The 21,747-nt window shown below is 44.5% G+C and carries 16 protein-coding genes, 2 rRNA genes and 1 riboswitch; of the genes, 15 read left to right on the forward strand and 3 right to left on the reverse strand.

The genetic code is table 11. The features are described from left to right. Positions 1-48 precede the first annotated feature (48 nt). The 14 genes from ACVHUV_RS07005 (at position 49) to purD (ending at position 16,077) form a co-directional block, all read left to right on the forward strand. A 23S ribosomal RNA gene (locus ACVHUV_RS07005) occupies positions 49-2,980 on the forward strand. Between the two features lie 84 nt (positions 2,981-3,064). Next, positions 3,065-3,180, forward strand: a 5S ribosomal RNA gene (gene rrf, locus ACVHUV_RS07010). Positions 3,181-4,126: 946 nt separating this feature from the next. Then, a complete protein-coding gene (locus tag ACVHUV_RS07015; protein ID WP_317946062.1) occupies positions 4,127-4,648 on the forward strand; it encodes a DUF2179 domain-containing protein in 522 nt (173 codons plus the stop codon). Next, positions 4,645-4,836 (forward strand): NETI motif-containing protein, encoded by a 192-nt coding sequence (locus ACVHUV_RS07020; protein ID WP_317946060.1) that lies wholly within the window; start codon positions 4,645-4,647, stop codon positions 4,834-4,836. Before ACVHUV_RS07015 ends, ACVHUV_RS07020 begins: the two co-directional genes overlap by 4 nt. A gap of 84 nt (positions 4,837-4,920) precedes the next feature. Next, positions 4,921-5,020: riboswitch (purine riboswitch) on the forward strand. A 150-nt stretch (positions 5,021-5,170) separates the two neighbouring features. Then, complete coding sequence (purE, locus tag ACVHUV_RS07025; RefSeq protein WP_371391535.1) at positions 5,171-5,659, forward strand: 5-(carboxyamino)imidazole ribonucleotide mutase; 489 nt, start codon at positions 5,171-5,173, stop codon at positions 5,657-5,659. Next, positions 5,656-6,774 carry a 5-(carboxyamino)imidazole ribonucleotide synthase gene (gene purK, locus ACVHUV_RS07030; protein ID WP_462086562.1) on the forward strand — a complete coding sequence of 373 codons (1,119 nt, stop codon included), beginning with the start codon at positions 5,656-5,658 and terminating at the stop codon, positions 6,772-6,774. The genes purE and purK overlap by 4 nt, the downstream gene beginning before the upstream one ends. A gap of 82 nt (positions 6,775-6,856) precedes the next feature. Further along, a complete protein-coding gene (purS, locus tag ACVHUV_RS07035; RefSeq protein ID WP_317946054.1) occupies positions 6,857-7,111 on the forward strand; it encodes a phosphoribosylformylglycinamidine synthase subunit PurS in 255 nt (84 codons plus the stop codon). Further along, entirely contained in the window at positions 7,108-7,785 is a 678-nt protein-coding gene (gene purQ, locus ACVHUV_RS07040) for a phosphoribosylformylglycinamidine synthase subunit PurQ (RefSeq protein ID WP_371391532.1), read from the forward strand. Before purS ends, purQ begins: the two co-directional genes overlap by 4 nt. Next, positions 7,769-10,000 (forward strand): phosphoribosylformylglycinamidine synthase subunit PurL, encoded by a 2,232-nt coding sequence (gene purL, locus ACVHUV_RS07045; protein ID WP_462086563.1) that lies wholly within the window; start codon positions 7,769-7,771, stop codon positions 9,998-10,000. The genes purQ and purL overlap by 17 nt, the downstream gene beginning before the upstream one ends. Further along, positions 9,976-11,403, forward strand: a complete 1,428-nt coding sequence (purF, locus tag ACVHUV_RS07050) for an amidophosphoribosyltransferase (protein ID WP_317946048.1) — start codon at positions 9,976-9,978, stop codon at positions 11,401-11,403. The genes purL and purF overlap by 25 nt, the downstream gene beginning before the upstream one ends. 201 nt (positions 11,404-11,604) lie before the next feature. Then, the gene (gene purM / locus ACVHUV_RS07055; protein WP_462086564.1) at positions 11,605-12,663 is read left to right on the forward strand and encodes a phosphoribosylformylglycinamidine cyclo-ligase; all 1,059 of its coding nucleotides are present in this window, start codon (positions 11,605-11,607) and stop codon (positions 12,661-12,663) included. Further along, positions 12,660-13,244 (forward strand): phosphoribosylglycinamide formyltransferase, encoded by a 585-nt coding sequence (gene purN / locus ACVHUV_RS07060; RefSeq protein WP_462086565.1) that lies wholly within the window; start codon positions 12,660-12,662, stop codon positions 13,242-13,244. Before purM ends, purN begins: the two co-directional genes overlap by 4 nt. Positions 13,245-13,263: 19 nt before the next feature. After that, on the forward strand, positions 13,264-14,799 hold the full coding sequence (purH, locus tag ACVHUV_RS07065) for a bifunctional phosphoribosylaminoimidazolecarboxamide formyltransferase/IMP cyclohydrolase (RefSeq protein WP_462086566.1): 1,536 nt from the start codon (positions 13,264-13,266) through the stop codon (positions 14,797-14,799). An 18-nt stretch (positions 14,800-14,817) separates the two neighbouring features. Next, positions 14,818-16,077 (forward strand): phosphoribosylamine--glycine ligase, encoded by a 1,260-nt coding sequence (purD, locus tag ACVHUV_RS07070; protein ID WP_462086567.1) that lies wholly within the window; start codon positions 14,818-14,820, stop codon positions 16,075-16,077. Between the two features lie 213 nt (positions 16,078-16,290). On the opposite strand, the gene ACVHUV_RS07075 is transcribed toward purD, so the two are convergent. The 3 genes from ACVHUV_RS07075 to ACVHUV_RS07085 are packed head-to-tail and all read right to left on the reverse strand — an operon-like array spanning position 16,291 to position 19,839. After that, positions 16,291-17,391, reverse strand: a complete 1,101-nt coding sequence (locus ACVHUV_RS07075) for a Ger(x)C family spore germination protein (RefSeq protein ID WP_462086568.1) — start codon at positions 17,389-17,391, stop codon at positions 16,291-16,293. After that, positions 17,388-18,482, reverse strand: coding sequence for a GerAB/ArcD/ProY family transporter (locus ACVHUV_RS07080; protein ID WP_462086569.1), 1,095 nt, complete (start codon positions 18,480-18,482; stop codon positions 17,388-17,390). Before ACVHUV_RS07080 ends, ACVHUV_RS07075 begins: the two co-directional genes overlap by 4 nt. Then, positions 18,475-19,839 (reverse strand): spore germination protein, encoded by a 1,365-nt coding sequence (locus ACVHUV_RS07085; RefSeq protein WP_462086570.1) that lies wholly within the window; start codon positions 19,837-19,839, stop codon positions 18,475-18,477. The genes ACVHUV_RS07080 and ACVHUV_RS07085 overlap by 8 nt, the downstream gene beginning before the upstream one ends. A 184-nt stretch (positions 19,840-20,023) precedes the next feature. On the opposite strand from ACVHUV_RS07085, the gene ACVHUV_RS07090 reads away from it, so the two are divergent. Further along, positions 20,024-21,742, forward strand: a complete 1,719-nt coding sequence (locus ACVHUV_RS07090) for an adenine deaminase C-terminal domain-containing protein (protein ID WP_371391523.1) — start codon at positions 20,024-20,026, stop codon at positions 21,740-21,742. The last annotated feature ends 5 nt before the right edge of the window (positions 21,743-21,747 follow it).

A 21,747-nucleotide genomic window follows, 5' to 3' on the forward strand; every position in this document is an offset into this window, starting at 1 on the left:
GTGACCGAGCTGACGAAGTAATGCGAAGCTTATCGAAATCCGTATAAAGGTTAAGTTAGAAAGGGCGCACGGCGGATGCCTTGGCACTAGGAGCCTATGAAGGACGGCACTAACACCGATATGCTTCGGGGAGCTGTAAGTAAGCTTTGATCCGAAGATTTCCGAATGGGGAAACCCACTGCCCGTAATGGGGTAGTACGTTTACGTGAATACATAGCGTAAACGAGGCACACCCGGAGAACTGAAACATCTAAGTACCCGGAGGAAGAGAAAGAAACATCGATTCCCTTAGTAGCGGCGAGCGAAACGGGAAGAGCCCAAACCAGGAAGCTTGCTTCCTGGGGTTGTAGGACACTCTATACGGAGTTACAAAGGGCTGGATTAGACGAAGCGACCTGGAAAGGTCCGCCATAGCGGGTAAAAGCCCTGTAGTCGAAAGTCCAGCCCCTCCAGAGTGGATCCTGAGTACGGCGGAACACGTGAAATTCCGTCGGAATCCGGGAGGACCATCTCCCAAGGCTAAATACTCCCTAGTGACCGATAGTGAACCAGTACCGTGAGGGAAAGGTGAAAAGCACCCCGGAAGGGGAGTGAAAGAGAACCTGAAACCGTGTGCCTACAAGTTGTCAGAGCCCGTTAATGGGTGATGGCGTGCCTTTTGTAGAATGAACCGGCGAGTTACGATTCCATGCAAGGTTAAGCAGCGAATGCGGAGCCGCAGCGAAAGCGAGTCTGAATAGGGCGAATGAGTATGGGGTCGTAGACCCGAAACCAGGTGATCTACCCATGTCCAGGGTGAAGGTAAGGTAACACTTACTGGAGGCCCGAACCCACGTACGTTGAAAAGTGCGGGGATGAGGTGTGGGTAGCGGTGAAATTCCAATCGAACCTGGAGATAGCTGGTTCTCTCCGAAATAGCTTTAGGGCTAGCCTCAAACGAAAGAATCTCGGAGGTAGAGCACTGTTTGGACTAGGGGCCCATCCCGGGTTACCGAATTCAGACAAACTCCGAATGCCGATGATTTATGTTTGGGAGTCAGACTGCGGGTGATAAGATCCGTAGTCGAGAGGGAAACAGCCCAGACCGCCAGTTAAGGTCCCCAAGTATCCGTTAAGTGGAAAAGGATGTGGCGCTGCCCAGACAACCAGGATGTTGGCTTAGAAGCAGCCACCATTTAAAGAGTGCGTAATAGCTCACTGGTCGAGTGGCGCTGCGCCGAAAATGTACCGGGGCTAAACGGATCACCGAAACTGCGGATTGACATCTTAGATGTCAGTGGTAGGAGAGCGTTCCAAGGGCGTTGAAGCTAGATCGTAAGGACTGGTGGAGCGCTTGGAAGTGAGAATGCCGGTATGAGTAGCGAAAGAAGGGTGAGAATCCCTTCCACCGAATGCCTAAGGTTTCCTGAGGAAGGCTCGTCCGCTCAGGGTTAGTCGGGACCTAAGTCGAGGCCGAAAGGCGTAGACGATGGAGAACAGGTTGATATTCCTGTACCACCTCCCCGCCGTTTGAGCAATGGGGGGACGCAGTAGGATAGGGTGAGCGCGCTGTTGGTTATGCGCGTCTAAGCAGTGAGGTGTGGAACGAGGCAAATCCCGTTCCTATAACATTGAGCTGTGATGGCAAGGGGAATTATTCCCTGGAGTCCCTGATTTCACACTGCCAAGAAAAGCCTCTAGCGAGGCGGGAGGTGCCCGTACCGCAAACCGACACAGGTAGGCGAGGAGAGAATCCTAAGGTGATCGAGAGAACTCTCGTTAAGGAACTCGGCAAAATGACCCCGTAACTTCGGGAGAAGGGGTGCTCTGGTAGGGTGAATAGCCCGAGAGAGCCGCAGTGAATAGGCCCAGGCGACTGTTTAGCAAAAACACAGGTCTCTGCAAAACCGTAAGGTGACGTATAGGGGCTGACGCCTGCCCGGTGCTGGAAGGTTAAGAGGAGAGGTCAGCGAAAGCGAAGCTTTGAATTGAAGCCCCAGTAAACGGCGGCCGTAACTATAACGGTCCTAAGGTAGCGAAATTCCTTGTCGGGTAAGTTCCGACCCGCACGAAAGGCGTAACGATCTGGGCACTGTCTCAACGAGAGACTCGGTGAAATTATAATATGCGTGAAGATGCGCATTACCCGCGACAGGACGGAAAGACCCCGTGGAGCTTTACTGTAGCCTGATATTGAATTCCGGTGCAGCCTGTACAGGATAGGTAGGAGCCTTGGAATCCGGAGCGCCAGCTTCGGAGGAGGCAATGGTGGGATACTACCCTGGCTGTATTGGAATTCTAACCCTTACCCGTGATCCGGGTAGGAGACAGTGTCAGGTGGGCAGTTTGACTGGGGCGGTCGCCTCCTAAAGTGTAACGGAGGCGCCCAAAGGTTCCCTCAGAATGGTTGGACATCATTCGTAGAGTGCAAAGGCATAAGGGAGCTTGACTGCGAGACCTACAAGTCGAGCAGGGTCGAAAGACGGGCTTAGTGATCCGGTGGTTCCGCATGGAAGGGCCATCGCTCAACGGATAAAAGCTACCCCGGGGATAACAGGCTTATCTCCCCCAAGAGTCCACATCGACGGGGAGGTTTGGCACCTCGATGTCGGCTCATCGCATCCTGGGGCTGTAGTCGGTCCCAAGGGTTGGGCTGTTCGCCCATTAAAGCGGTACGCGAGCTGGGTTCAGAACGTCGTGAGACAGTTCGGTCCCTATCCGTCGCGGGCGTAGGAAATTTGAGAGGAGCTGTCCTTAGTACGAGAGGACCGGGATGGACATACCGCTGGTGTACCAGTTGTCTTGCCAAAGGCATCGCTGGGTAGCTATGTATGGACGGGATAAATGCTGAAAGCATCTAAGCATGAAGCCCCCCTCAAGATGAGATTTCCCATTACGCAAGTAAGTAAGATCCTCAAAGATGATGAGGTAGATAGGTCCGGGGTGGAAGCGTGGCGACACGTGCAGCTGACGGATACTAATCGATCGAGGACTTATCCTTTATGTTAATTAAGTATGGTTGAACTTGTGTTTAGCGACAATGTTGGTTTTATTCAGTTTTGAACGAACAAGTATCGTTCAATTGTCTGGTGACGATGGCGAAGAGGTCACACCCGTTCCCATACCGAACACGGAAGTTAAGCTCTTCAGCGCCGATGGTAGTAGGGGGCTTCCCCCTGTGAGAGTAGGACGTCGCCGGGCAAAGGCCATCCCCAATTGGGGGTGGTTTTTTTGTGTATTCATGAGATTTTAGAATGAGATGAACAAACTTGCGAAGTGTAGAATGGAACAGGGAGCTGTTTCAGAGGAATTCAGTTAGAAGTATACAAAGATTGCCTTGTACCGCGGAGGGCTTTCCGTTGTTGGCATGCTTGTCGCGCTGCATGCACTTGACAAACTAAGGGGGAATTTTAGGTGAGATATTGTGTTTAATGTGGTTATTCGAGTTCTTGGTATTTATGCGGCGTTTGGGGAGAATATGCCGCGAATGAAGCGTTAATGAACCGTTTACGGGGAGTATGCGCCGTTTTGGAGAAGTATGCTGCGATTGAAAAGTTTATGCGGCGTATGGCCGAAGTATGCGTTGTTAAGAGTACATATCATATTCGCTTTACGACAATTGGCTACCGATCTACAGTCTCCCTCCACAAGCACCCCGTTAAAGTGTCAAAACCCATTTGGCGCGAATTAGAATCAAATAAATAAACTTAGCTCCCCGCGAAATTTAAATCAGTTAGAAGAAATTGATTCCCCACTCTTAATTAAACTCTTATTACAACAAATAATGTTACCAATGCCGCATAACGAATCGAAACGCAGCAAAAGTTGGCCAAACGCAGCATAATCGCTTCAAACGCCGCAAACTTTGGTCAAACGCAGCATAATCGCTTCAAACGCCGCAAACTTCTCTCAAACGCCGCATAATCGCCTCAAACACGGCAAACTTTGGCCAAAAGCCGCATAATCACCTAATTCAGCGCATATAAACGATTCCCTTCGGGTACATAGTAAAATATATTGATGAACAATAAGAAACTGTTTGTATGGAACTAATTCCTCTAAAATTAACAAGCAATCTCTTGAATTCTTTTCCTGTGAACGATACGATGGAAGTCATCCTAGTGAAAAGGAATGATGTAAATTGACGATGTTTATGATAATTCTTGTCATTAATATTGTGTATGTATCGTTTTTTACGATTCGGATGATACTTACGCTTAAAGGCTATCGGTATATTGCGGCGCTCGTCAGTATGGTAGAAGTGGTCATTTATATTGTGGGTCTTGGTTTAGTGCTGGATAATTTGAATGAAATACAAAATATTGTTGCGTATGCGGTTGGGTATGGTATTGGAATTATTATTGGTACGAAAATTGAAGAGAAAATGGCGTTAGGGTATATTACTGTAAACGTCATCACTGCTGATATCGATCATACGATGCCGAAATTGCTGCGTGATAAAGGATATGGTGTGACAGATTGGTCTGCGAATGGACTAGAAGGGAATCGTTCGGCGATGCAAATTTTGACACCGCGTAAGGATGAATTGAAATTGTATGATACGATAAAACAGATTGACCCAAAAGCATTTATTATTGCGTATGAGCCAAAGACGATTCATGGTGGGTTCTGGGTGAAGACTGTTCGGAAAGGGAAATTGTTTAAATGAGTGCAAAGAAAAAGACCGTATGGTTTGAAGTGGAAGAAGGAGAAGGGATTACGGATTGTTTGCAACGATTGGCAGATGCAGGCTATTCGGTCGCAGGACGTAAAGAGGAACCGATTTTTGAAGAAGTGGATGGGCAGTATATTCCGATTCGACAAGTCATTAAATTTAAAGGTGTACTTAGTGAGTAATAGTGAATACACGAACGTTATTAAAATATATCGTTTTAATCGTTCGTATTTTTATTGACGAGCTTATTATCTATTGGTACTATAAAGAAGTGATAGAGGAACCCGCATATATGTTGGAGGATTGGCTTCAACGTTTCTACCAGGACACCGTAATGTCCGGACTATGAGGGAAAGCGATTTTTTGGATTCAGCGAAAGGTGTGCCATGGCGAATGGATACAATCATCTTAACGCTTATTATTAATCCTTGAATGAACTGCTTTCCATGTATGTGGAACGCGGCTTATTCAAGGGTTTTTTTGTAGAAAAGAAACGAGCAAAGGAGTCGATTGTCGGTGCAACCAAAAGTGGGTGTCATTATGGGAAGTAAAAGTGATTGGGACACGATGAAGCATGCTTGTGACATTCTCGAAGAGTTAGAAGTGCCTTTTGAAAAAAAGGTGGTTTCTGCACATCGTACGCCGGATTTAATGTTTGCGTATGCTGAGGAGGCTCAAGCGAGAGGGATTGAAGTCATTATTGCAGGTGCTGGTGGAGCAGCACATTTACCAGGCATGGTAGCAGCGAAGACATTAGTACCTGTGATTGGTGTGCCTGTTCAATCAAAAGCCTTGAATGGGATGGACTCATTACTTTCAATCGTTCAGATGCCTGGTGGCGTTCCAGTTGCAACTGTATCGATTGGAAACGCTGGTGCAACGAATGCAGGTTTATTAGCTGCACAATTTCTAGCGGTACATGATGAAAAACTATTGGAACGACTTGCGCTTCGTCGAGAGAAGATGCGTGTACTGTCAATGGAAAGCAGTGGTGAGCTAATGTGAAGACGATATTGCCTGGTCAAACAATTGGTATCATCGGGGGAGGACAGCTCGGTCGAATGATGGGGCTTGCGGCTAAGGAAGCTGGGTTTAAAATTGCAGTGCTTGATCCGACTATGGATTCACCGTGTGGACAAATTGCAGATATCCAAATCGTTGCACCTTACAATGACGAAGCGGCATTAGAAGAGTTAGGGGAAGTTAGCGATGTCATTACATATGAATTTGAGAACATTGACTACGAAGGGTTAGATCGTTTATCTCAAATTGCTTATGTTCCTCAAGGTGCTGAGTTAGTAAGAATTACACAAAACAGGATTGCTGAGAAAGCGGAGATTGTGGAAGCGGGTGCACCAGTTGCAACGTATGCCACTGCGGCTAGTTTTGAAGAGTTGAAAGAGAAGATTGAGAATGTCGGATATCCTTGTATCGTGAAAACGGCTTTTGGTGGGTACGATGGAAAAGGGCAAGTAAAACTGGATTCCTCAGCGCAGCTAGATGATGCTTACCCACTGTTTGCACATTCCGCATGTATTGCAGAAGCTTTCGTTCCGTTCAAAACGGAGATTTCGGTTATTATCCAGCGGAATATGGCAGGTGAATCTTATTGTTTGCCAGTATCTGAAAATATTCATAAACATCATATTTTACATGAGTCAATCGTTCCAGCTCGTGTAAGTGCAACTGTCATAGAGAAAGCAGAAAAAGCGGCGAAACAAATAGCCGACCATTTGAAGTTGGTCGGGACGTTAGCGGTAGAGATGTTTGTACTGGATGATGGAGAAATTCTTATAAATGAGTTAGCTCCGCGTCCGCACAATTCAGGACATTATTCAATCGAAGCGTGTAACGTGTCACAGTTCCATCAGCATATTCGAGCAATTTGCGGTTGGCCGTTACGTAAACCAAAGCTATGGGGTTCGTGCATCATGGTGAATGTGTTAGGAGAGCATGTAGCCCCTCTAAAGAAGATTGTAACGAGCTATCCTGATTGGTCTATCCATCTTTATGGGAAACAAGAGGCGAAAGAAAAACGGAAGATGGGGCACGTGACGATTATGACGGAGTCGATTGAAGAAACGTTGCAAGAAATTGAAGCAACGGGCATTTGGGAGTAAAGAAGACAAGCGATAGGAGTAGGAATCATTTCATTACCACATAAATCGATTACAAACTAATTTGATCCGGGAGGAAACAAACATGACAAAAGTACAAGTATTCGTTTCATTACGCGAGAGTGTTGTAGATCCACAAGGTATTGCTACGAAGGATGCTCTGCATAAGTTAGGTTTCGATGAAGTTGGAAATGTCCGCATTGGAAAGATGATTGAACTTGATTTGGCAGGTACAAATTCGGAGATTGAAACACGTGTACATGAAATGTGCAATGCCCTTCTTGTCAATAAAGTAATCGAAAACTATCGCTTCGAAATTGAGGAGGTTGCGGGCAAATGAAGTTCGCTATACTAAGCTTTCCAGGCTCCAATTGTGATGAAGATATGAAGTATGCGCTGACAGATATCATCGGTGCACATGCAGAGATTGTGCAGCATTATGAAGCGGACTTGCAACACTATGACGGAGTTGTCATTCCGACAGGAGCTTCCTATGGAGACTACTTACGACCAGGTGCGCTTGCATTAAGCTCAGCTGCAATTGCTAGTTTACAAGCGTTTGCTGCTACAGGAAAACCAGTACTTGGTGTTGGAAACGGTTTTCAAATTCTCGTGGAAGCGGGGTTATTGCCAGGTGCTTTCTTGAGAAATAAAGGATTGAAGTTTAGAAGTGGTAAAACATCTGTGAAGGTTGAAAATGCAACCTCATTGTTTACGAGTGCTTATGAACAAGATCAGCACATAACACTTCCTTTCGCGCACGAATATGGGAATTATTACGTTGATGTTGAAACGGCAGCATCATTAAAGAAAAATGGCCGGGTTGCTTTTACGTATGCGGATGGCAATGAAGATGGTAGTGTTGCAGCCATTGCAGGTGTTTTGAATGAACAAGGAAATGTTTTAGGGATGATGCCATTGCCTGAACGCGCTGTGGAAGTACTCATTGGTGGAACAGATGGTCTAGCATTATTTCAATCAATCTTGAAGAACGGGAGTGAACGTCATGCATGAACCGACAGCTCAGCAAATCAAAGATGAGAAATTGTATCGCCAAATGGGGATGACCGATGAGGAGTTTGATCGGGCAGTCAGTATGCTGGGACGGCTTCCGAATTATACAGAAACAGGACTTTTCTCTGCTATGTGGTCTGAGCATTGCTCCTATAAAAGTTCAAAACCGGTCCTACGCAAGTTTCCAACTGAAGGAGCACGTGTCCTACAAGGACCGGGTGAAGGTGCTGGGATTGTTGATATCGGTGATAATCAAGCAGCTGTGTTTAAACTTGAATCCCATAACTCCCCTTCTGCAATCGAACCTTTCATCGGAGCAGCAACAGGAGCAGGTGGAATCATTCGTGATGTGTTTTCGATGGGAGCACGTCCAGTTGCTCTCGTGAACTCCATGCGCTTTGGAGATTTAACGGAAGCACGTGATCGTTATTTGTTTGAAGAAGCGGTAGCGGGTATTGCGAGCTACGGAAATACGATTGGAATCCCAACAATTGCAGGAGAAGTGCAATTTGATAATTGCTATTCAAAACGCCCGCTTGTCAATGCGATGGCTGTTGGTTTACTGAACCATGAAGATATTCAAAAAGGGCTTGCTTCCGGTGTTGGCAATACCGTTATGTATGTCGGGGCAAAGACAGGACGTGATGGCATTCACGGTGCAACGATGTCTTCAGCGGAAGTGGCTGTCGATAAAGAAGAGGAACTGCCGGTCATGCAAGCAGGTGATCCATATCTTGAGAAGCTCCTTATGGAGGCATGTCTAGAACTCGTGAAATCAGATGCGTTAATTGGTATTCAAGATATGGGGGCAGCCGGACTGACGTCTTCATCAGCTGAAATGGCTTCAAAAGCGGGCTATGGTGTGGAGATGAACTTGGACCTAGTTCCACAACGTGAAGAAGGTATGACTGCGTACGAAATGATGTTATCTGAATCCCAAGAGCGTATGCTCGTTGTCGTGAAGCAAGGTCGCGAACAGGAAATCATCGATTTATTCTCAAAATATGGGCTTGAAGCAGTTGCAATCGGTAAAGTGACGGATGATAAGATGTTAAGGCTTTACCATAAAGGGGAAGTAGTAGCGGAAGTATTAGCAGACACACTTGCTGAAGATGCACCTGTTTACTATAAAAAATCAGAAGAGCCTGCGTATTATAAGGAATTCCAAGCGATGGCCAATGAAGAGCCAAACGTTGAAGACTTGAAGGAGACGTTAGTAGCGTTATTGAAACGACCGACCATTGCGTCCAAGGAATGGGTGTACAACCAGTTTGATACACAAGCACGTGCAAATACTGTTGTGGCTCCAGGCTCTTCAGCGGGTGTCATTCGGGTAAGAGGGACGAATAAAGGCCTTGCCATGACGGCAGATTGCAATTCCCGGTTCATATACCTTGATCCGGAAACCGGCGGGAAAATTGCTGTAGCTGAAGCGACGCGCAATCTGATCTGTTCAGGTGCTGAGCCAATTGCTGCAACGGATTGTTTGAATTTCGGTAGTCCGGACAAACCAGAAGTGTTTTGGCAAATTGAGAAATCTGCGGATGGAATTGCAGAAGCATGCCGTAAATTAAATACACCCATTATTGGTGGGAATGTTTCAATGTCCAATGAAGTGAATGGAGTACCTGTGTACCCGACGCCAACGATGGGGTTAGTAGGGATTGTCCACGATTTGGCGCAAGTGACGACTACATCGTTTAAACAAGCTGGTGATGCGATTTACGTCATTGGGGAAGCGGCTACGGAATTCGGTGGCAGTGAATTGCAACAAATGATTGAAGGGAAGATTTTCGGGAAAGTGCCTGCAATCGATTTAGACGTGGAAGTACACCGTCAAAAAGGATTGCTTACTGCGATTCAGAATGGCCTTATCCAATCAGCTACTGATCTTTCAGAAGGTGGTTTTGCTGTAGCACTTTGTGAAAAGGCGTTTGATGCGAAAGGTCTCGGTGCAGAAGTGACGCTTTCTGGCTCACCAGTGACAGCGCTTTTCAGTGAAACACAGTCACGTTTCATCGTGACGGTAAAAGAAGAACATGCACATGCATTTGAGCAATTGAATGAGGACGCTGTACGAATCGGTACTGTGACCGATCGAGAGGAAATCAGGATTACGGGTGAAGAGGATTCCGTGTTGATAGATGGGACGGTGGAAGAGTTCCGTTCTGCATGGAAAGGAGCAATTGCATGCTTGCTGAGCTCAGAGGCTTAAACGAAGAGTGTGGAGTGTTTGGGATATGGGGTCATGAAGATGCGGCGCAGATCAGTTATTATGGTCTGCACGCATTGCAACATCGTGGTCAAGAAGGTGCTGGAATCGCGACGAAAGATCACAAAGGTCTTCATGTTGTGAAAGGGGAAGGCCTTGTCAATGACGTATTTTCAGGCGACGCGATACGAAGTTTGACAGGTCGCAGTGCGATCGGTCAAGTCCGGTATACGACAGAGGATGGGCGTGGTGCAGAAAACGTACAACCCCTCGTTTTTCGTTCAACGACAGGTAGTATGGCCATTGCACATAACGGGAACTTGATCAATGCAAAAGATTTAAAGGAAAGCTTAGAGAGACAGGGGAGCATTTTTCAAACGACTTCGGATACAGAAGTGTTAGCGCATTTGATTAAGCGAAGTAGCAGTGGGTCCTTGACACAGCGGGACCGTGTGAAAAAAGCGTTGTCCATGTTGAAAGGGGCTTTTGCTTTTGTTGTGTTGACGGAAGAAGGTTTAATGGTTGCTCAAGACCCGAACGGTTTACGACCGTTGTCGTTGGGGAAATTAGGGGATGCATGGGTCGTTTCTTCAGAGACATGTGCGTTTGACTTAATTGGCGCGGAATGCATTCGTTCTGTCGAACCGGGAGAATTGGTCATTATTAATGAAAGAGGTTTGCAGTCGGATCGTTTTGCTGAGCCAGCTGAACGGGCAATGTGTTCGATGGAGTATGTCTATTTCTCCCGACCGGATTCAGATATTGACGGCATTAATATTCATATGGCGCGCAAACGTTGCGGCAAGCAATTGGCTCGGGAAGTGAAAATTGAGGCAGACGTAGTGACGGGTGTACCTGATTCAAGTATTTCTGCAGCAATCGGCTTTTCAGAGGAAAGTGGCATTCCTTATGAATTAGGACTCATCAAAAATCGATATGTGGGCAGAACGTTCATCCAACCGACGCAGTCGATGCGTGAGCGTGGCGTGAAGATGAAACTGTCTCCAGTGCATCAAGTCGTTGCCGGGAAACGTGTCGTCATGGTCGATGATTCGATTGTGCGAGGAACGACGTCAAAACGGATTGTCAGTATGTTGAGGGATGCCGGTGCTACTGAAGTCCATGTCGTCATTGGTGCACCGCCTCTAGTGAGCCCTTGTTTTTATGGCGTCGATATTAGTACGGACTCGGAGCTAATTGCAACCGGACGTTCAGTCGAGGAAGTGCGTGAGCTGATTGGAGCCGATTCACTTACATTCCTTTCTGCTGAAGGGATGCTGAAAGCGATTGGCAGGTCACCTGAGATGAAAAATTGTGGCCAATGTCTTGCTTGCTTCACAGGTGAATATCCGACAGACATTTATGCGGATACGGTATTGCCGCATGAGAAGGAAATCGGACGGTAAGTGATTGTCAGACGCACAAATACCTATCCGTTCGATCTTTTAGCTTGCGTCGTTGATTGTCCATGTAGACGCACTCATACGTAGTTGATGACGTATAAGCGGTTCTGTTTGGTTTACCTCAAAGGTGTTACGTATCCAGTAGGTTGGTAATTCGTCATTGTGATGGATAGTTGTACATATTTGCTCAAAGGAGGAAATTCCATGTCGAAGGCTTACGAAAAAGCGGGTGTCAACATTGAAGCGGGTTATGAGTCCGTAGAACGCATGAAATCACATGTTGCACGGACAGCACGTAAAGGGGTTGCGGGGGCATTTGGTGGTTTCGGTGGAATGTTCGATCTTTCTGCGCTCGGGTATAAAGAGCCTGTGCTCGTTTCCGGTACAGATGGAGTCGGAACAAAACTGAAAGTGGCATTCATGGCTGATCAGCATGATACAATTGGCATTGACTGTGTTGCGATGTGTGTAAATGACATTGTTGCTCAAGGGGCAGAACCGCTTTATTTCTTAGATTATATCGCACTCGGAAAAGCAGTTCCTGAAAAAGTGGAAGCGATTGTCAAAGGAATTGCGGATGGTTGTGTACAAGCCGGTGCTGCGTTAATCGGTGGCGAGACAGCTGAAATGCCAGGACTTTACGAAGTCGATGAGTACGATGTAGCAGGATTTGCTGTCGGTGCTTGTGAAAAAAGCAACATTGTGACAGGTGAGTATGTACAAGAAGGCGATGTGTTAGTCGGTCTCGCTTCTAGCGGAATTCATTCAAATGGTTTTTCGTTAGTACGTCAAATTGTTTTTGAAGAGCAAGGCTATATGATGGATGAATACATTGCTGGTTATGAAGAACTTGGACGAATTGGTCACGCGTTGTTGGAACCAACGAAGATTTATGCAAAACCCGTCCTTCAAATACATGAAGAGTTAGACGTACATGCAATGGGGCATATTACAGGTGGTGGTTTCTTTGAAAACCTTCCTCGGATGTTCCCACAAGGTTTTGGTGTGGAAGTGAAGCTCGGCTCTTGGCCGGTACTCCCTATCTTCAACATGTTAAAACATAAAGGGGAATTACTTGATAAAGACCTGTATAGTGTCTTTAATATGGGAATCGGATTTGTGATCGCCCTTCCTGCTGAACAGGCGAAACGCGCTATTCAAATTGCAGCTTTGCACGGGGAAGATGCATACGAAATTGGTCGTGTCGTTAAGTCGGAAGGCATTACGTTCATTGGTAAGCACGATGGGAGTTTAACGCAATGAAAGAAAAGGTGAAGATTGCGGTCTTTGCTTCAGGGAGCGGCAGCAATTTTGCCGCTCTTGAAAATGCATGCCGTGAAGGGGAATTGAACGCAGAGATTGCGCTTGTCATGACGGATAAACCGGCTGCCTTCGTTGTTGAACGTGCCAAGCAAGCTGCAGTTCGCGTCGTAGCAGTTGAGCCTAAAGCGTTCCCAACTAAGAAAGCATTTGAAAAAACGGTAATTGACATACTCCGCCAAGCTGAAGTGGAATGGATTGTATTAGCCGGTTATATGCGTTTGATCGGTCCTGATTTGTTGGCCGCTTTTCCATCACGCATTGTTAACATCCACCCTTCCTTATTACCATCGTTTCCAGGTAAGGACGCAATCGGACAAGCGATTGCGCATGGCGTGAAAGTGACAGGCATCACCGTACATCTTGTAGATGAAGGAATGGATACAGGCCCGATTCTTGCGCAAGAAGCTGTTCGGGTTGTGGATGGGAATACTGAAATGACTGCACAATCCATTCATGCCATTGAGCATGTCATTTACAAAGAAACGTTGCAAAAATTATTTGTCGCTAACGCAATTAACTAGTAATCGGAGGATATAAATCATGAAAAAACGCGCATTGCTCAGTGTGTCGGACAAAGCTGGGATTTTAGAATTTGCACAAGCGCTTGTCGCATTGGATTACGAAATTCTGTCAACAGGCGGAACGATGAAACATTTAAAAGACAATGGAGTAGCAGTCACAGCTGTCGATGAAGTGACAGGTTTCCCGGAAATTATGGAAGGGCGCGTAAAAACATTAAATCCGATGATCCATGGTGGTTTGCTTGCTAAACAAGATGATAGCTCCCACATAGCACAAATGAAGGAACACGGGATACAACCAATCCATATCGTATGTGTGAATTTGTATCCATTCAAAGAAACGATCGCCAAACCCGACACAACAATTGAGGATGCAATAGAGAACATTGACATTGGCGGACCAGCAATGTTACGTGCATCGGCTAAAAACCATGCTTATGTTACGGTCATCGTGGATGCAGGAGACTATGAGCAAGTGTTAAAAGAATTAACATCTGCTGGTGAAACGACACTGGAAACTCGTCGCCGTCTTGCAGCAAAAGTATTCCGGCATACCGCGGCGTATGATGCCCTTATTTCGAGCTATTTGACAGATCTTGCTGGTGAACAATTCCCGGAGCAAGTGACCTATACATACGAATTGAAACAACCGCTCCGTTATGGTGAAAATCCACATCAGAAAGCGGCATTTTATAGCCGTCCGCTCGGCTCGGATTTCTCAATTGCTTATGCAACGCAATTGCACGGAAAAGAACTATCCTATAATAATATTCAAGATGCGAATGCTGCCATTCAAATCGTCAAGGAGTTCCAACAACCGGCTGCTGTCGCAGTAAAGCATATGAATCCTTGTGGAGTTGGTACTGGAGCAACAATTGCTGAAGCGTTCAATAAAGCATATGAAGCAGATGCTACCTCGATTTTTGGAGGGATTGTGGCACTAAATCGTGAAGTGGATGCGAAAACTGCAGAGCAATTATCGTCAATCTTCCTGGAAATCATTATCGCACCATCGTTTACAGATGAAGCAATGGAGCTGTTGACACAGAAGAAAAACATCCGTTTATTGACCATTTCGTTCACCCAGCAGAAAAAAGATCAGTGGAACACGGTTTCTGTAGAAGGTGGGTTGCTCATACAACAACCGGATACATATGGGTTCGATGATGCGGACATTCGTGTTGCTACAGATCGAAAGCCGACAGAAGCAGAGTGGGAAGCGTTGAAACTCGGTTGGTCCGTTGTCAAACACGTGAAGTCTAATGCAATTGTCGTATCAGATGCGAAAATGACGTTAGGTGTAGGTGCAGGGCAAATGAATCGAGTAGGTGCAGCAACTATTGCATTGGCACAAGCGGGGGAACGGGCTAAAGGTGCTGCGTTGGCATCGGATGCATTCTTCCCGATGGATGATACCGTTGAAGCTGCAGCACTAGCAGGTATTACAGCGATCATTCAGCCAGGTGGATCAGTGAAGGACGAAGATTCCATTAAGAAAGCGAATGAATACGGAATTGCGATGGTATTCACGGGCGTGCGTCATTTCAAGCATTAATACAAGGGGGATCTATTCATGAAAGTTCTCGTAGTCGGAAGTGGGGGACGGGAGCATGCGATTGCAAGGCAATTTAAGCAGTCTCCTTCTGTCTCTGAAGTGTTTGTTGCGCCTGGGAATGATGGCATGAAAGAAGACGCTGAATGTGTACAAATACGCGCCAACGATTTTGCAGCGCTCGCAGAGTTTGTCGAAAAAAATGCGATTGACCTGACTTTTGTAGGTCCTGAGCAACCGTTAGCGGAGGGAATTGTTGATTACTTCCAAACACGAAATTTACGGATTTTCGGTCCGACGCAAGCCGCAGCACAAATTGAAGGTAGCAAATCATTCGCCAAAGAATTAATGAAGAAGTACAACATTCCAACTGCAGCTTACGGCACCTTCACGGATGTGGACGAAGCAAAAGCATTCATCCGTCAACAAGGCGCACCTATTGTTGTAAAAGCCGATGGACTTGCTGCAGGTAAAGGCGTCGTCGTGGCAATGACAATGGAGGAAGCAGTCGATGCAGTGGATGAAATGATTGGCAATCAAAAATTTGGTGATTCATCATCACGCGTCGTCATTGAGGAATACCTCGAAGGTGAAGAGTTTTCTTATATGTCGTTTGTCCATGCTGGGCGTATCTATCCAATGGTCATCGCGCAAGATCATAAGCGTGCATTCGATGGCGATACAGGGCCTAATACCGGCGGCATGGGAGCATACTCGCCTGTTCCTCAAATTTCAGAACACGTCATCCAAGAAGCGTATAATCGGGTTGTCGTACCGACTGTTGAGGCAATGGCATCAGTTGGTCTGCCTTTCACTGGGATCTTATACGCCGGACTCATTTTGACAGCTGAGGGACCAAAAGTGATTGAATTTAACGCTCGTTTCGGTGACCCGGAAACACAAGTCGTATTACCACGGATGGCATCTGACTTGGGAGAATTCATGATGGCGCTCATGACAGGCAAACCATATCAATTGAAATGGCATGATGATGCTGTGTTAGGGGTCGTCGTTGCTGCAGACGGTTATCCGGGAGATGTAGTAAAAGGAAATGCATTGCCAGAGTTAGATGTTTTAAAGAACATCGGTTTGGAAGTGTTCCATGCGGGCACAAAGATAGAAGGTGAAGGGTTTATCGGGAATGGAGGCCGTGTCCTCCTCGTTACATCGAAGGCTTCTTCATTGAAAGAGGCGCAGGAACATGTCTACAAAGGCTTAAATAACTTGGAGTGGAAGGATTTCTTCTACCGTACAGATATCGGCTGGCGCACCTTTGAGTAATTAATTCAAGTAGTTGATCGAATACTATTAGCGTGTGAAACCATTATTGTTTGATGGTTTCACACGCTATTGTTTTCAATAGAAGTATAATGAGGTGTGGCAAGTCGATTTAAGGACAGTGACGCTTCAATTTCGTCGCAAGTTCATTGCTCAATACTACTTCTTGTCTCAACTCAATTTGCCCGTAGCTCTTTTTAAACGACTAGGCAAACTTCACTCGATCGCCCCCGTACTCTTTAATTGAACATCCACGTTTAAATCAATAGGGAGAGATGGATAAGCTTCTTTCCATTTTTCGAATAATCCTTCTTCATTTAATCGGGTTGCACGGTAGTGCAATCCGAATCCGGGGTCTAACTTTTCTTCTTGAAGTAACTTCAAAAAATCCAATAACTTTTTCTCAATTGTTTTCGATGAAATTTTATTGTATTCATCTAACTTGTCGATCGATAAAATCTTATTTGATTGTCCAATGATTCCGATCATCTTGACATCGACTTTTATTGAAACAGGTTCATTGCCATCTGTAATAATTTTATATGACGTATGAATGTTATCGATATTTAACATGAGAACTAAATCTTCACTTTTTACTTTGTAGTCAAACCCGCTTTTTTCATTGAAGACCGTATTGTAATATTTGGTTTGAATAGAGGAGAGAACGAGAAATTTATCATTTAGTCCAGTAACAATAGCTTTATTGACACGTAGTTCGGTTTTATCTTCATTTGTCTCCATTAACGGAATGAATGAATCGATTCCCTTTCCGTAATAATCTCGTCTAAATTGGAACAGAAAAGCTGTCGTGATAAAAGGACTTTCCGTACCTGTCTGATCAAAAAAGTTAAAAAGCGAAACCGTTGAAGCGGCTTCAGTACTCGGTTCAGTTTTTAAGACATCTTCAGCGGTTGGACGGGCAGCGATTATATATGCAATGAGCTGGATATCGCCTCTACGAGTGAAATAATCCATATATTCTTTCACGCCATCTGCTAGCAATTTTTCATGGATGACAATTGCTTTCATATGACCGAATTCGAGCACTTTGTCAGTATGTGTTTCAAGGGTGCGTAAAGATTCACCAATTGTCTCACCCTCTTTTGAAAAATAGGCATATTTAGCACCTGAAGCATCTTTAACAGAACCAATTGGTAACGCAATCTTCAAAGTTACTTTAAATCCTTCGCCATTTTCACTTGGATCAATGCCAATTGCTGATATGAATACTCGTTTATCAATATCTTTAAAGCCACAACCTGAAAGAAACGTGCTTATCAAACAAAGCGAAATAATTAACAAATGTAATTGTTTCATCCCTTCACACCTCGCTTAATGACAAAAAAGACTATTATTAAAACTGTGAAAAACAAGGGCAGTAAGTTAAAGAAATAGCTTGTAAAAATAAATAACTGATGCTCGGTTAAGTAAGAGACCATGTAAATTCCTACACTCCAAAACAGTATAAGGATGAGCACAGGTGATAGTGGTTTATCCTTCCACTTCAGCTTCTTGAATGTGAACACCGTGTAAAAGAATTTCACAGCAACGTGCCAATGAATAACAATGCTGAGCACAGCAATTGCTAAAAAGATTAATAAAAAAATGAAAAGTAAGCGCTCGACAATACCAAAGCGCATTCGGATGGAATCACTTGTGGAAATCCAAGGATAAATTAATCGATCGATCTCATCAAACCCAGCAATACCAATCGGTACGAAATATGTTGTTAATAAAACGAAAGCGCCAACCACTCCAATAATGATGATCTGTTTTGCACCAAAACGGATTTTCTCCGTAAGATAGCGATTAAAGACAACTAGATTGACAATACCGATATATAAGTAAGTGGAAGCTGTATAGGCGGAATAACTTGGCCATTCATTTGCATGCATTAGAGCGACCTTGACAAAATCCATATTAAACACGTCATTCACATATGATTTTACGATGAGTAAGAAGACAAAAGGGCTAAATAGGACGACTGTTAATTCAGTCATGTATAATACACTTTTTGTTTTAGCTAGGACCCCATAAGAGATGATGACCAAAAAACTTAACACATACATGAAGATAGAAGTTTCTGGTGACAAAAAACGAATGAGTATGAAAGTGAATGTTACTAAGGTAATGAGGCCTGCTATAAACCAGTTCAGCGCGAAATAGAGCAGAACAGGCACGGAAAACCACTTTGGAGTCCTGGTTTTAAGTAACTCAATGAGGTCCTGACCTGGAAAATTGTTAAAACATTTGACCGTGATGAACGTAATAATAACACCTGAAATTGCTGCAAGCCCCATAGAAAACAGCACCCCATTTTTACTCTCCACAACGAGTATTCTAGGAACTGTCGCAACTAAATTCGCAATCATGTTTATAAAAATTAAATAATAAACGTATCTATTCATCCGCTTTCACCTTCAGTTCATCATTGCGGTTTTTCCAATACATTTTTAAATACGGTTTTCCGAAACTTTCTTTATTCGTTAAATACATCATAATGCCAAGCATGCCGATAATGACCCCCGCCAAGCCAAATAAAGAGGCATACAGCAATAAAAAAAATCTTGAAATGCGAATAGAAAAACTCATTTCGTTGATGGGGATAACGAATGTTGAAATTGCAACGAGTGACACGACGATAATCATAATATTGGAAGCAAGGGCAGCCTCGACGACTGCTGTCCCAAGTATTAAACCACCGACAGTTGTTGCTGTTGCACTAACCGCCTTCGGTAATCGAATACTTGCTTCCGTGAGCAATTCAATAAAGACGAGCATGAAAAGCACTTCAATATAAGAAGGATAAGGAACTCCTATTCTGCTCCCAGCAACTGTAAGGGCAAGCTCTGTACGGATGACATCTGGATTGAAAGATATGATGGCTACATACAGTGCAGGCAAAATGATACAGGTTAGTAATCCTGCGTAGCGCAGGATGAGCGTCGACAATGAAATCCAAAAAGAGTGATAATGATCTTCCATTGAAACCATAAAATCAAAGAAGACAGCAGGTGCCACTGTTGCTTGAGGACTGCCATCTACTAGTAGCACAACTTTGCCCGCAGCTAAATTATAGACAATCCGATCAGGTCGCTCCGTTAATAACGTATCAGGAAACAATGTTAGTTTTTGATTGTTTAAGTACAGCTCTAAGTCACCGGTTGATTGGACAAGGGGTGTTTTAATCTTTTTCAGTCTTTCTTTAACAAGGTCGAGTACATGTTGATCGACATTTTTTTCATCATACAAAATAGCAATAGGACGATTAGATTCGTCTTCCAAATTGGATACTTCTACTACGAGTGAAGACGTATAGTATCTATGTCGAATGATATTTAAATTCACTTCTAGATTTTCACTTAAACCAAACTGGGGCCCATGGACAGTAGGCTCTAAAGCCGTTTCTAAGACGGTGTTTGTTACATTCTTTTTGATGTCCAATAATAGGGTTCTTTGTCCAACGACAATTAAGACATGGCCTTTCGTCAACTCTACGAGTAGTTGTCTTTCAGCAGGAACGTCCACTTTGTTTGGCAACGAAGAGAGGTATTGTACAAAAGTATCTGCCGCACGTAATTCAAAAAAAGGTTTAATAATCGTTGTTTGAAGGATTTGACCATCTACTACACTTTTTACATAAAATAAATACGCTTTTGTCCCTTCTGCGTGTAAAGGCGTTTGAATGATGTCATCGGATGGTTTTAGATGACTGGCGAGACGATGAAATAGAATAGGGGTTTTATCATCGTTGTGTGAATTCATCTTTGTAACCCTCCTTAACCCTTAATCTTTGTTCTTAGAGTAACCGAGAACAAAGCAGTTCATTCTTCTATTGGAGGTTTGCGTGTATGACGGAACATTCTCTCTTCGCGCATATTGGCTCTATATTTCCAACGATTGCTATGCTACGATAAAACCATAGAAAGATAAAAGAGGAGTCAATATTATGTGGGACCAACATACAATAGATAGACAACTTCAAATTATTAACGGTAAAGCTTCGCCTGATATGGTTATCCAGAATGCTACTTACCTCCATTCTGTTTTAAAGCAGTGGGTAACAGGAAACATTTGGATTCATGGTGATCGTATTGTGTATACAGGCAGTCGAATGCCTGTCTTGATGGAGGAGACGGAAGTGGTTGACGCGACAGGGAAAAAAATCGTTCCCGGCTATATTGAACCGCATGTTCACCCATTTCAGTTGTACAACCCTGAATCATTTGCATCTTTTGCAGGGAAACGAGGCACGACGACATTCATTGCAGATAATTTGACGTTCTTCTTGCTCTTAGGGAATGAAAAGGCTTTCAAATTGGTTGACCAATTACACCAATTGCCATTTTCGTTTTATTGGTGGGCGCGGTTTGACTCGCAAACCGTGTTGCACAACGAGAGAGAAATGTTCACTCCAGCAGCAGTTGCTGAATGGATAAAGCGTAGCGATGTGCTGATGGGGGGAGAGCTGACAGGTTGGCCAAGACTTCTGAACGGCGATGCAGAGATGATGACCAATTTGTTTGCTGCCAAGGCTGCAGGCAAAAAGATTGAAGGGCATTTTCCGGGTGCCTCTGAACGAACGTTGGCTAGAATGAAGCTAATTGGCGCAGATGGGGATCATGAAGCGATGACTGTGGAAGAAGTGGAATCACGCTTACTTCATGGCTATGCGGTGACGCTTCGCCATTCTTCCATTCGTCCTGATTTACCGCATTTGTTAAGAGGTATTGTGGACAAAGAATTACATGTTTTTGATCATTTAATGATGACGACGGATGGATCTACACCTTCATTCCACACAGATGGGGTCATGGATAAATGTATCCAAGTTGCATTGGATGCCGGTGTTAAACCAATTGATGCCTATGCAATGGCCTCCTATAACATAGCAAGATATTACGGAATGGATGATTTGCATGGACTCATTGCAACGGGTCGATATGCTACGCTGAACTTCCTTGACGACGAATGGCATCCGGTACCTACAGATGTCTTATCAAAAGGAAAATGGCTAAAGAGGGACAATGAATCCACTGGAACTTTTCAGCACGTGGATTGGTCCATCATTCCGGATTGTACACTCGATTTTGATTTGAGTGAACAAGATTTTGACTTTACACATCCTGTCGGAATTGGAATGGTTAATGATGTCATTACGAAACCATATGAAGTAACGATCGATTTATCAGTGGACAAGTTAGCGGAAGAACATGATGAAAGTTTTCTTCTACTCGTCGATCGACATGGGAAGTGGCGTGTGAACACAGTCATAAAAGGCTTTGCCAATCAAGTTCAAGGATTGGCCTCGTCGTATTCAAATACAGGTGATCTCATTTTGATTGGCAAAGATAAGGGCGCGATGAAGCAAGCATTTGATGAGATGAAACGGATGAACGGTGGAATGGTGCTTGTCGAAGATGGCGAAGTTGTTGCTTCCATCGCTCTACCAATTGGTGGGGGATTATCTGCTTCCTCTGTAGAGCGTTTAATTGAAGAAGAAGTGGCGTTAAAAGAAGCTTTAGCGACTCGAGGTTACCAACATGGAGATGCGGTCTACACCTTTTTGTTTTTACAATCGACGCATTTGCCTTATGTTCGAGCTACGCAGCTAGGACTTTATCATGTAATGAAAAATGAAGTGATCATTCCGTCAGTGGAAAGATAGGGGGA

This window comes from Sporosarcina saromensis (genome assembly GCF_054901285.1).